General features: G+C 58.2%; 12 protein-coding genes. 7 read left to right on the top strand and 5 right to left on the bottom strand.

Translation table 11 applies throughout. The features are described from left to right. Nucleotides 1-22 precede the first annotated feature (22 nt). Nucleotides 23-1,321, top strand: coding sequence for a mechanosensitive ion channel family protein (locus AABM55_RS08040; protein ID WP_054596219.1), 1,299 nt, complete (start codon nucleotides 23-25; stop codon nucleotides 1,319-1,321). Nucleotides 1,322-1,419: 98 nt separating this feature from the next. On the opposite strand, the gene AABM55_RS08035 is transcribed toward AABM55_RS08040, so the two are convergent. From AABM55_RS08035 to AABM55_RS08025, 3 genes are all read right to left on the bottom strand, one after another. Next, entirely contained in the window at nucleotides 1,420-2,289 is an 870-nt protein-coding gene (locus AABM55_RS08035; RefSeq protein WP_054596218.1) for a carboxylate/amino acid/amine transporter, read from the bottom strand. Between the two features lie 229 nt (nucleotides 2,290-2,518). Next, nucleotides 2,519-3,118, bottom strand: a complete 600-nt coding sequence (locus AABM55_RS08030) for an FMN-dependent NADH-azoreductase (RefSeq protein ID WP_054596217.1) — start codon at nucleotides 3,116-3,118, stop codon at nucleotides 2,519-2,521. A gap of 148 nt (nucleotides 3,119-3,266) precedes the next feature. After that, a complete protein-coding gene (locus AABM55_RS08025; protein ID WP_054596216.1) occupies nucleotides 3,267-3,581 on the bottom strand; it encodes a hypothetical protein in 315 nt (104 codons plus the stop codon). A gap of 49 nt (nucleotides 3,582-3,630) precedes the next feature. Between AABM55_RS08025 and AABM55_RS08020 the strand changes: the two genes are divergently transcribed. The 4 genes from AABM55_RS08020 (at nucleotide 3,631) to AABM55_RS08005 (ending at nucleotide 7,850) form a co-directional block, all read left to right on the top strand. Beyond that, a complete protein-coding gene (locus AABM55_RS08020; RefSeq protein ID WP_019648027.1) occupies nucleotides 3,631-4,554 on the top strand; it encodes a LysR family transcriptional regulator in 924 nt (307 codons plus the stop codon). A 14-nt stretch (nucleotides 4,555-4,568) separates the two neighbouring features. Continuing rightward, the gene (locus tag AABM55_RS08015) at nucleotides 4,569-5,372 is read left to right on the top strand and encodes an alpha/beta hydrolase (RefSeq protein WP_347929275.1); all 804 of its coding nucleotides are present in this window, start codon (nucleotides 4,569-4,571) and stop codon (nucleotides 5,370-5,372) included. Nucleotides 5,373-5,375: 3 nt separating this feature from the next. Next, on the top strand, nucleotides 5,376-5,930 hold the full coding sequence (locus AABM55_RS08010; protein WP_347929274.1) for a peptidylprolyl isomerase: 555 nt from the start codon (nucleotides 5,376-5,378) through the stop codon (nucleotides 5,928-5,930). 87 nt (nucleotides 5,931-6,017) lie between these two features. Continuing rightward, the gene (locus tag AABM55_RS08005; RefSeq protein ID WP_347929273.1) at nucleotides 6,018-7,850 is read left to right on the top strand and encodes an ABC transporter ATP-binding protein; all 1,833 of its coding nucleotides are present in this window, start codon (nucleotides 6,018-6,020) and stop codon (nucleotides 7,848-7,850) included. Between the two features lie 211 nt (nucleotides 7,851-8,061). On the opposite strand, the gene AABM55_RS08000 is transcribed toward AABM55_RS08005, so the two are convergent. Further along, complete coding sequence (locus AABM55_RS08000) at nucleotides 8,062-9,186, bottom strand: GNAT family N-acetyltransferase (protein WP_347929272.1); 1,125 nt, start codon at nucleotides 9,184-9,186, stop codon at nucleotides 8,062-8,064. Between the two features lie 86 nt (nucleotides 9,187-9,272). Beyond that, nucleotides 9,273-10,160: a LysR family transcriptional regulator gene (locus AABM55_RS07995; protein WP_347930005.1), complete on the bottom strand. Its 888-nt coding sequence runs from the start codon at nucleotides 10,158-10,160 to the stop codon at nucleotides 9,273-9,275. 102 nt (nucleotides 10,161-10,262) lie between these two features. Here AABM55_RS07995 and AABM55_RS07990 point away from each other — a divergent pair, with 102 nt between their 5' ends. Together AABM55_RS07990 and AABM55_RS07985 are read left to right on the top strand one after the other, a co-directional pair. Then, nucleotides 10,263-11,630: an MFS transporter gene (locus tag AABM55_RS07990; protein ID WP_347929271.1), complete on the top strand. Its 1,368-nt coding sequence runs from the start codon at nucleotides 10,263-10,265 to the stop codon at nucleotides 11,628-11,630. Then, nucleotides 11,611-12,012 (top strand): DUF4440 domain-containing protein, encoded by a 402-nt coding sequence (locus tag AABM55_RS07985; protein ID WP_347929270.1) that lies wholly within the window; start codon nucleotides 11,611-11,613, stop codon nucleotides 12,010-12,012. The genes AABM55_RS07990 and AABM55_RS07985 overlap by 20 nt, the downstream gene beginning before the upstream one ends. Nucleotides 12,013-12,024 lie beyond the last annotated feature (12 nt).

Raw genomic sequence — 12,024 nt, 5'->3', positions numbered from 1 at the left:
CACAGAAGAATCGTTTTAACCCATGGATCTCAAACAGCTCTGGCTCAATACCCAAGACCTTTGGGGCGCTCTCGACCAGCACCCGCTTCTGCATTCCAGCCTGGCGCTGATGGTGTTGTTGGTGATCGCCTTGCTGCTCGGACGAGTGGCGCGTTATGTGGTGCTGCACGCCGTCAAATTGCTTGGCCGGCAACCGGCGATGCAGTGGTTCAACGATTTGTTCCAGAACAAGGTGTTCCATCGCCTGGCGCAAATGACCCCGTCGCTGGTGATCCAGTTCGGTTTGAACCTGGTGCCGGAACTGAGCAAAACCATTCAAAACTTCCTCGGCAACGTTGCCCTGTCCTTCACCATTCTGTTCTTGGTGCTGGCCCTGAGCGCCCTGCTCAACGCCATGCTGGACATCTACGCACGCACCGAACATGCCCGCACGCGCTCGATCAAAGGCTACGTGCAGTTGGCGAAAATGGTGCTGTTCGTGTTTGGCGCGATCATCATCGTCGCGACCCTGATCGACCGTTCGCCGCTGTTGCTGCTGTCGGGTCTGGGCGCCATGTCGGCGGTGATTCTGTTGGTCTACAAGGACACCCTGCTGTCGTTCGTCGCCAGCGTGCAGCTGACCAGCAATGACATGCTACGGGTTGGCGACTGGATCGAAATGCCACAAGTGGGCGCCGACGGTGACGTGGTGGATATCACCCTGCACACGGTCAAAGTACAGAATTTCGACAAGACCATCGTCTCGATCCCGACCTGGCGCTTGATGTCCGAGTCGTTCAAGAACTGGCGCGGCATGCAGCAGTCAGGCGGCCGACGGATCAAGCGCAGCCTGTTCATCGACGCCAGTGGCGTGCGCTTCATCCATGACGATGAAGAACAGAAGTTGACCCAGGTGCGCTTGCTCACCGATTACATCAGCCGCAAGCAGGCCGAGCTCAAGAGCTGGAACGAGGCCCAAGGCAACGTCGCGGCGATGTCGGCCAACCGTCGACGGATGACCAACATTGGAACCTTTCGCGCTTATGCGTTGGCGTATTTGAAGAGCCATCCGGAAATTCAACCGAACATGACCTGCATGGTCCGCCAGATGCAAACCACTGCTCAGGGCGTGCCACTGGAAATCTATTGCTTCACCCGCACCACGGCGTGGGCCGACTACGAGCGGATCCAGGGCGATATCTTCGATTATCTGCTGGCGGTGCTGCCGGAGTTTGGCTTGAGCCTGTATCAGCAACCGAGCGGCGGGGATCTCAGGGCCGGATTACTCCCGGCAGTACTCGGCGCCAGCCACATCCCCGAGCCAGAAAAACGCTCGATGTAATTGCCTATGCCGTTGTAGGAGCAAAGCTTGCTCGCGATGAACGATAACGCGGTGTATTTGACAGACCGCGGTGCCTGCATCGCGGGCAAGCCTTGCGCCTACGAAGAGCGGACCTCAATGGATCTTATACCCAACCGACTAATCCACACCGCCGCCAGTATCACCGAGCCGCCCAGGAACAACCGCCCCAGCGCTTCATGCTGATTCCAGATCAGCAAGTTGATCAGCAGCCCCACCGGCACGTGCAGGTTGTTCATCACTGCCAGTGTCCCGCCATTGACCAGACACGCCCCTTTGTTCCACCAGTACAGGCCCAACGCGGTGGACACCAGTCCGAGGAACACCAGCACGCCCCACTGCAAGGGTGCTTCCGGCAGGAAGTTCTGTTTGCCGAACAGCAGAAACGCCGGCAGGGCCACGGCCAGCGCGCCGAGGTAAAAGTAACCGAAGCGCCGATAATGCGGCAGGTCGCTCGGATGGCGCGCCACCAGATGTTTGTACAGCACCTGGCCTGCGGCGTAGGTGAAGTTGGCCAGTTGCAGCAGCAGGAACCCCATGAAGAAGTCCGGGTTGATCCGGTCGTAGCGAATCACCGCCGCGCCTGCGACCGCCACCAGTGCGGCAATCAGCGCCCACGGGTTGAAGCGTCGGTTCAGCGCGTCTTCAATCAGCGTCACATGCAATGGCGTGAGAATGGTGAACAGCAGGACTTCCGGCACGGTCAGTACGCGGAAGCTCAGGTACAGACAGACGTAGGTCACGCCGAACTGCAGCGCGCCGATCAACAGCATGCCGCGCATGAACGCCGGTTCCACCGAGCGCCAGCGGGTCAGCGGGATGAACACCAGCCCGGCCAGCAACACCCGCACCAGCACCGCGAAATAGCTGTCGACATGACCGGCCAGGTATTCACCGATCAAACTGAAGGAAAACGCCTGGATCAGCGTGACAAAAAGTAGATAGCCCATGCTCGCCTCGTTTCGAATGGCGGCGACGATAGCGGGTTTTGCCGGTTATCGCGAACAGTCAGCCACTACACAAAATCGCAGGCAAAAAAAAGCCCGATCTCGCTAAAGCGTTCAATCGGGCTAGAGCACTCATGAGCAACAAGTGCAAAGGGAGGTTCGATGCGCGAACCGGCTTGAAGGAGGTGCGGGAGCTACTTAACCATCAGGTGATTATCTGGCGATTAACGGCTCAGGCGACCTGGGCAAGCTTGGCGTTGGCCTGGTTCAGACCTTTTTCGTGGAAGTCACCGCCCAGGTTCATGCCTTCGGCGTGAATAAAGGTGACGTCGTGGATGCCGATGAACGCCATGACCTGACGCAGGTACGGTTCCTGGTGATCGGAGGTGCTACCGGCGTAGATGCCACCGCGAGCGGTCAACACATAAGCACGCTTGCCGCTGAGCAGACCTTGCGGGCCGGTTTCGGTGTACTTGAAGGTCACACCGGCACGCAGCACGTGGTCGAGCCAGGCTTTGAGGGTGCTGGGGATTGCGAAGTTGTACATCGGTGCGGCCATGACCAAGACGTCGGCAGCCAGCAATTCGTCGGTCAACTGGTTGGAGCGCTCCAGCGACGACTGTTCGGTTTCGTTGCGTTGCTCGGCAGGTTTCATCCAGCCGCCCAGCAGGTTGGCATCCAGGTGTGGAACCGGATGGGTCGCCAGGTCACGAACGGTGATCTGGTCGGCCGGGTGTGCGGCTTTCCATTGACTGATGAAGGTTTGGGTCAGCTGACGCGATACCGAGTCTTGCTGGCGGGCACTGCTTTCGATGATCAGAACGCGGGACATGGGATGTAGCCTCCATCGGTGAATGCTGTAAGTCGATGGAGTGGAGATTAAACAGTGTTGTATCGATGAAAAAGCACAAATAACTGCTATAAACCATCAATAAATTCGTTTATAAGCGGAGCGTATCTGCCCCGCTGGTGCAACGACCCTATTTGGGTTTGCAGGTCAGGGTGATGTACAGCTTGATGATTTCACGGTTGAACCTGGCCGAGAGGTCGGCGCTTTTGCCTGCCTCCAGGCTCACGCGGCGAGTACGCGGTAATTCCGGGCCATTGCGAAATGCCACCGTGCATTCGACGGCTTTACCGCTGGAGTTGTTCAGCGTAATGGCGCCCATGTCGCGAGCGGTGTCATGGGTGGTGTAGTCGATTTTCAGGCCGTTGAGTTGTTTTTGTACATCAATGGGGTAGGCAAACGCGGTCAGCGGCAACATCGCCAGCACCACACAACAGATTTTTTTCATTCGGCAGCCTCCAATGGAAGCTGCCAGCTTAGGACAAGAGGAGCTCATCATGAAAGCGCCCCGCGTGACCCTTGATCAATGGCGAACACTACAGGCCGTGGTCGACCACGGTGGTTTCGCCCAGGCCGCCGAAGTGCTGCACCGTTCGCAGTCCTCCGTCAGCTATACCGTCGCACGCATGCAGGACCAGCTCGGTGTGCCGCTGTTGCGCATCGACGGCCGTAAGGCAGTGCTGACCGAAGCCGGCGGCGTGCTGCTGCGCCGCTCGCGACAACTGGTCAAACAGGCCAGTCAGCTAGAAGATCTGGCGCACCATATGGAGCAAGGCTGGGAGGCGGAAGTGCGGCTGGTGGTCGACGCCGCTTACCCGAGCGCCCGCCTCGTCCGCGCCTTGACCGCGTTCATGCCGCAAAGCCGCGGCTGCCGGGTGCGTCTGCGTGAAGAAGTATTGTCCGGAGTCGAGGAAGTCTTGCTCGAAGGCGTAGCCGACCTGGCCATCACCGGTCTCAGCATTCCCGGTTACCTGGGCGCGGAATTGAGCGACGTAGAGTTTGTGGCCGTGGCCCACCCCGAACACCCGCTGCATCGTCTGAACCGCGAACTGAATTTCCAGGATCTGGAAACCCAGATGCAAGTGGTGATCCGCGACTCCGGTCGGCAGCAACCGCGCGATGTCGGCTGGCTCGGCGCTGAACAGCGCTGGACCGTCGGCAGCCTCGCCACCGCCGCAACCTTTGTCAGCAGCGGCCTGGGCTTCGCCTGGTTGCCCCGGCACATGATTGAGCGGGAACTGAAGGAAGGTACGCTCAAACTGCTACCGTTGGATCAGGGCGGCAGTCGAAACCCGAGCTTCTATCTGTATTCGAACAAGGACAAACCCTTGGGCCCGGCGACGCAGATTCTCATCGAGTTGCTGCGCACCTTCGACACCGCACCGCTGGATGCGCCGTTCGCGGCCCCGGAACAAGCCTGACAAGGAGTTGCGCGATGGCCTATTTCGAACATGAAGGTTGCACCTTGCACTACGAGGAATATGGCCACGGCACGCCGCTGCTGCTGGTTCACGGGCTGGGCTCGAGCACGCTGGACTGGGAAAAACAGATCCCGGAACTCTCGACCCGTTACCGGGTGATCGTCACGGATGTACGCGGCCACGGTCGCTCCGACAAACCCCACGAGCGCTACAGCATTGCCGGTTTCAGCGCCGACCTGGTCGCGTTGATCGAACACCTGAAGCTCGGCCCGGCGCATCTGGTCGGGTTGTCCATGGGCGGGATGATCGGCTTTCAGCTGGCGGTGGACCAACCCTCGCTGCTTAAAAGCCTGTGCATCGTCAACAGCGCCCCCGAGGTCAAAGTCCGCACGACGAATGATTACTGGCAGTGGTTCAAGCGCTGGAGCCTGATGCACCTCCTCAGTATGCGCACCATCGGCACGGCTCTGGGCGGCAAGCTGTTTCCCAAACCCGAACAGGCCGAGCTGCGGCATAAAATGGCCGAGCGCTGGGCAAAAAACGACAAACGTGCTTATCTCGCCAGCTTCAATGCCATTGTTGGTTGGGGAGTTCAGGAACGACTGGCGAAAGTCACCTGTCCAACCCTGATCGTCAGCGCCGACCGCGACTACACGCCGGTGGCACTGAAAGAAGCCTATGTAAAACTGCTGCCCGATGCGCAGTTGGTGGTGATCGAAGATTCACGCCACGCAACGCCATTGGACCAGCCACACCGTTTCAACCAAACCCTGCTTGAATTTCTAACCGCAGTCGACACCACTACTCAGGATCACTGACCCATGCTGAAAAAAATCGCCCTAGCCACAGGCGTAGTATTGTTCGCCGCCAACCTGATGGCCGCCCCGGCACCGCACGTGCTGCTGGAAACGACCAACGGCCAGATTGAAATCGAACTGGACCCGGTCAAGGCGCCGATCAGTAGCAAAAACTTTCTCGCTTACGTCGACAAGGGTTTCTACAACAACACCATTTTCCACCGCGTGATTCCGGGTTTCATGGCTCAGGGCGGCGGCTTCACGACGTCGATGCAACAGAAGCCTACCGATGCACCGATCAAGAACGAAGCCAGCAACGGCCTGCATAACGTGCGTGGCACCCTGTCGATGGCGCGCACTTCCGATCCGGATTCGGCCACCAGCCAGTTCTTCATCAACGTCAAGGACAACGACTTCCTCGACCCGGGCCGCGATGCTGGTTACGCAGTGTTCGCCAAAGTCGTGAAAGGCATGGACGTCGTCGACATCATCGTCAACTCGCCAACCACCACCAAACAAGGCATGCAGAATGTGCCCATCGACCCGGTGCTGATCAAGTCGGCCAAGCGCATCGACTAAACTGCATAAGGCGTCCTGAGCGGCAGCGGTGTATCACCGCGCCGCTCGCATCGAAAAAAGGAGAGCCCGTACGCGGGCGTTTATCTGATGCTCTATCGTCGTTTCGAAAAACTGATCGATATTTTCCGTGACGCCCCGACGGCGGCTCCGCCGAGCCGGGTTCTCCCCTTCTATACCTATTATTTGCGTCAGGTCTGGCCGAGTTTTGCCGCGCTGTTGGTCGTCGGTTTGATCGGCGCGCTGATCGAAGTGGCGCTGTTCAGTTACCTGAGTCGAATCATCGATTTGGCCCAAGGCACGCCAAACGTAGACTTCTTCAAAATCCACGGCGTCGAGCTGGCCTGGATGGCGGTGGTCGCACTTTTTCTGCGGCCGATATTCGTCGGCTTGCATGACCTGCTGGTGCATCAAACCCTGAGCCCCGGCATGACCAGCATGATTCGCTGGCAAAACCACAGTTACGTGCTCAAACAGAGCCTAAATTTTTTCCAGAACGATTTCGCCGGACGCATCGCTCAACGGATCATGCAGACCGGCAACTCCCTGCGCGACTCGGCGGTGCAAGCCGTCGACGCGTTATGGCATGTGCTGATCTACGCGATCAGCTCGCTGGTGCTGTTCGCCGAAGCCGACTGGCGCCTGATGATCCCGCTGCTGACCTGGATCGCCTGCTACATCGGCGCACTGTGCTACTTCGTGCCACGGGTCAAGGAACGTTCGGTGGTGTCCTCCGATGCGCGCTCCAAACTCATGGGCCGGATCGTCGACGGCTACACCAACATCACCACGCTGAAGCTCTTCGCCCACACCAACTTCGAACAGCAATACGCCCGCGAAGCCATCGCAGAACAAACTGAAAAATCCCAACTGGCCGGCCGCGTCGTCACCAGCATGGACGTGGTCATCACCAGCATGAACGGCCTGCTGATCGTCGGCACCACAAGCCTTGCGCTGTGGCTGTGGACCCAGTCGCTGATTTCGGTGGGTGCCATTGCCCTGGCCACCGGCCTGGTGATCCGCATCGTCAACATGTCGGGCTGGATCATGTGGGTGGTCAACGGCATCTTCGAAAACATCGGGATGGTCCAGGACGGCCTGCAAACCATCGCCCAACCGATCAGCGTCACCGACCGCGTACCGGCACCGCGCCTGGAAGTGGCCCGTGGCGAAGTGCGTTTCGAACACGTGACGTTTCACTATGGCAAAAAAAGCGGAATCATCGACGACCTCAACCTGATCATCAAACCCGGTGAAAAAATCGGTTTGATCGGCCCTTCAGGTGCTGGCAAATCGACCCTGGTCAATCTCCTGCTGCGCCTCTACGACCTGCAGAGCGGGCAGATCCTGGTCGATGGGCAGAACATCGCCAGCGTGGCCCAGGAAAGCCTGCGCGAGCGGATCGGCATGATCACTCAGGACACCTCGCTGCTGCACCGTTCGATCCGTGACAATTTGCTTTACGGCAAACCCGACGCCACCGACGAAGAACTCTGGGAAGCAGTCCGCAAGGCCCGCGCCGACGAGTTCATCCCGTTGCTATCGGATGCCGAAGGCCGCACCGGTTTCGATGCTCATGTCGGTGAACGTGGGGTGAAACTCTCTGGCGGCCAACGCCAACGGATCGCTATCGCCCGAGTGCTGCTCAAGGACGCGCCGATCCTGATCATGGACGAAGCGACCTCGGCGCTGGACTCGGAAGTCGAAGCGGCGATTCAGGAAAGCCTGGAAACCCTGATGCAGGGCAAGACCGTGATTGCCATCGCTCACCGACTCTCGACCATCGCGCGGATGGATCGCCTGGTGGTGCTGGAAAAAGGCCACATCGCCGAAACCGGCAGCCATGCCGAACTGTTGGCCCATGGCGGGTTGTATGCGCGGCTGTGGCAGCACCAGACCGGTGGGTTTGTCGGCATCGATTGAGGATTGCGTCTGTGGCGAGGGAGCTTGCTCCCGCTCGGGCGCGAAGCGGCCGCAGATTCAGGTTGTCGGGTTTACCTGGCACAACGCCGTCTCGTGCATTGGGACAGCTTCGCTGTCCAGCGGAAGCAAGCTCCCTCGCCACAAGTGCCTCCGTCAGTTCAAAAAAAAAGTGTCTCCGTCAGCTCAAAAAATCCGCCACAGCGCTCTGACATCAGCCCTGTCGGTAGGGCAACGCGCTCTTCGCTTCTTCTGCATAGCCCATGACACCCAAACGTTCGCGCTCAAGAAAATCCTTCACCGCCGACTTCAATCCCGGGTGACGCAAGTAGTGCCAGGAATGGGTGATCACCGGTTCAAAACCACGAATCAATTTGTGCTCGCCTTGTGCACCGGCATCGAAACGCTGAAAACCGTTGGCGATGGCGTAGTCCATGCCTTGATAGAAACAGGTCTCGAAGTGCAGGCGATCGAACTCCGCCAGGCAGCCCCAATAACGTCCATAAAAGCTATCGCCACCGACCAGACTGAAGGCCATGGCCACCGGCCGTGATCCTTGTTTGGCCAGCACCACCCGGATGGCTTCGGGCATGCGTTCGGCCAACAGGCTGAAAAACTCCCGCGTCAGGTACGGCGACTGCCGACGCACTGCATAGGTGTTGGCGTAGCAGGCATAGACGAAATCCCACTGTGCCTGATCAAGTTGATGCCCCTCAAGCCATTCAAACTCGATGCCCTGCCCCGCCACTTGTTCACGTTCCTTGCGCATCTGTTTGCGCTTGCGCGAGCTCAGCGCATCAAGGAAGTCCTGAAAATCCCGATAACCGCGATTCTGCCAGTGGTACTGGCAACCGATGCGTTGCAACCAGCCCGGTTGCTCGGCCAATGCCGCATCGGTAAAGGCGTCGGTAAAGTTGATATGGGCGCTGGAGAGCCCTTCAATTTCCAGATAACCCGGCACGCTGTTGAGCAGTTCGAAACCATCCTGCACATTCGCCGCCAACAACCGTGGCCCGCTGACCGGGCTGAACGGCACAGCCGTCAACAGTTTGGGGTAGTAATCGATCCCGGCGCGCTCGCAGGCATCGGCCCAGGCATGGTCGAACACGTATTCGCCGTAGGAATGCCATTTGCGGTAACTCGGCATTGCCGCGAGCAGCCGACCGTCTTCGATGTGCAGCAGATGCTCCGGCTGCCAGCCGGACTGCGGCCCCAGGCTGCCACTGTCTTCCAGCGCCCCGAGAAAAGCGTGCCGCAGAAACGGCTGAGTCTCGGGCACCAGCGCGTCCCACTCTTGAGGCGCGATGGCGGACAGACTGTCCAAAACATGTAACGGCATCCTGTTCCCCAGCGGTTATTGCCTACAGACCCGCCGAGTATCCCCCATCCCTCGACGAGCCGGAATAGCCCTGCCGCACGTTGCGATCACTGCCCCAGGTGCAATAGCAGAAAATCGATGAACGCCCGCGACTTGTGCGGCAGGTGTGGGCTATTGGGGAATACCACATTGACCGACTGCGACGGCAGGGTGTATTCGGGCAGCAGATGGACCAGACTGCCGTTGGCAATATCGTCGTCCACCATCCAAACGGGAAGCACCGAAACGCCAAGGGACGACAAGGTCATGGCACGAATGGCGGTGGATGAGTTGGACTCGAAGTGATTCGGCCCCGTGACCTCAACCTCACCCTGGAACCGATGACGCAAAATCCAGTGGGTCGGACCTTGCAAATTGCTGTTGGCGATCCAGGGTACTGTATTCAGGTCCTGGGGGTTGAGCACCGGCCAACGCTTGAGAAACGTCTCGGTCGCCACCAGCACGATTTCATAGTCCGCCAGCTTGCGGCTCTTGAACGCTGAGTCCGCCAGATTGCCCAGACGAATAACCAGATCAAGTTTTTCGGCAACAAGATCATTGAGCGAAGCGTTAAAACTGTAACTCAAGCGTAGTTCCGGATAGCACTCGGTAAACCTGGAGAGGATCGGAAGAATGTACTTTTCACCGTACTCACTCGTTGAGCTGAAGCGCAACTTACCGGAAATACGATTATGCCCCTGCAACACATTCTCAAAGGCGTTATCGATAGTAGCGACAATACCCTTGAACTCATCATAAAAGTTCTGCCCTACTTCTGTCAGGGCAATATTTCGAGTATTACGGATCAGCAGGCTTACTGAAAGAACTTCCTCCAGTGCCTTGACATGAAGGCTGGCCATGGCTTTGCTGATGCACAGGTAGTTGGCAGCCTTGGTGTAGGAGCCGAAGTCGACAACCGCGAGGAATGTCTGGACGCGGTTAAGATGGGTGTGCATGTTATAACCCATTGTTAAATTCCATCAAACAATGTTTCAAGTATAGGCGCATCGACACTTTCGGTCTATCGCTCCTATGATCCCTGGCAAAAGGGAGATCATATGACTTATCGCTACACAGTGGCTCTTATATTCCTCATCGGCTTCTTTATCGACTGCGTCAATATATTCATGTCGGCAGTGGCATTGCCGAGTATTGCTGATGACATGCATGTCTCGACGTCCTCCGTGGCCTGGGTGGCCAATGCCTATATTCTCGGTCTGACGTTGATCATTCCGATCAGCACCTGGCTGGCGGGACGATTTGGCAGCCGGGAAATTCTCACCGCCTCAATGCTCGTATTCAGTGTCGCCGCCGGGTTGTGCGGCATGGCAGGCAGCTTTCACGAACTGGTCGGTTGGCGTTTCGTCCAGGGCATCGGAGGCGGCTTGCTGATTCCCGTGGGCCAGGCCTTGACCTTCAACCTGTTCAAGGGAGACCAGCGGGCGAAAATCTCCACGCTGGTGATGGCTGTCGCCCTGATCGCACCGGCCATTTCCCCGACCATCGGCGGTGTCATCGTCGACACCAGTTCCTGGCGCTGGGTGTTCTATTGCAACATCCCGTTCTCGTTGATCGCCGCCGGCTTGTCCTGGCTGTGGATCAGGGAAGAGCGCCCGGCCGACCTCGCGAGGCCCGACATCAAGGGGCTGTTGCTGGTGAGCGCGGCACTGGGCTGTGTATTGATGGGTATGTCACTGTACGGCGGCGATTACCCGGCCATGGCGGCGCTGATCTGTCTCGCGGCAGGCGTGACCTTTATCCTGCTGTACCTGCTGCATTATCGCCGTTGCAAGAACGCTATCGTTGAACTGAGTCTGCTCAAGAGCAAAAAGCTCAGCACCTCGATTTTCATTTATTACGCCATTCCCGGGGTATTCACCGGGGTCAACCTGCTCAACATTTTCTACCTGCAAAACAGCCTGGAGTTCAGCGCACAGCTGACAGGCATGTTCATGATTCTCTACGCCATCGGCGCCTTCATCGCCATGCTGATCTGTGGCCGGGTCTACAACCGGCTGGGCGCAAGGTATCTGTTCACCCTGGGCATGTTGCTGCACAGCGCCGGCATCGCCACGCTGTATCTGGTGAACAGCCCGTCGGACCTTCCGGTCATCATCATCGCTTACTGCCTGATGGGCATCGGCGGCGGCATTGGCGCAAACACTGCGCAGACCACCTCGCTCATGGACTTCGAAGGCGACGCTACCCACAAGGGCAGCGTGATCTGGAATATCAACCGGCAGATGTCTTTCAGCATCGGTGCCGCGTTGTTTCTGATGATCTACAACCTGCTACTCAAGCACCTTGAGTCGACCCAGGCCTACCATCTGACCTTCGCCATTGCCGCCTTGATCGGATTGTTTCCCCTGTTGCAGATGAGCAACCTCAACACTCGAAAGGAACGTCATGCACAACAAAATAGTTGAACAGGCACAGCACAGCATCCACGCGATCCACGACCTGATCCACGCCATTTTTACCAATCACCAGGGTGACGGTGCCGCGAGGATCGACGAGCTGATGCCCGCCTTCGACGATAACTTCAGCATGGTCACCACCTCGGGCACCATCGTCAATCGCGCTCAGGTCGAGCAGATGTTCCGTGGCGCCGTCGGCGCGCGCTCAGGCCTGGAGATCGCTATCAGCGACATGTTGACCGTCTGGCAGGAAGGCCAAAGCGTGGCTATCCGCTACAAGGAAACTCACCGGTTGAACCAGCAGGAAACATCGCGTCTCTCGGTGGTGGTGATTCGCATCGACGAGCACTCGGCCCAGTGGCTTTACCTGCACGAAACACCGTTAAGCTAAAAGCGAGCGACA

It is taken from the genome of Pseudomonas helvetica (assembly GCF_039908645.1).
GTDB classification, from domain to species: Bacteria; Pseudomonadota; Gammaproteobacteria; order Pseudomonadales; family Pseudomonadaceae; genus Aquipseudomonas; species Aquipseudomonas helvetica.
This window is presented reverse-complemented; position numbering and strand designations above follow the sequence as displayed.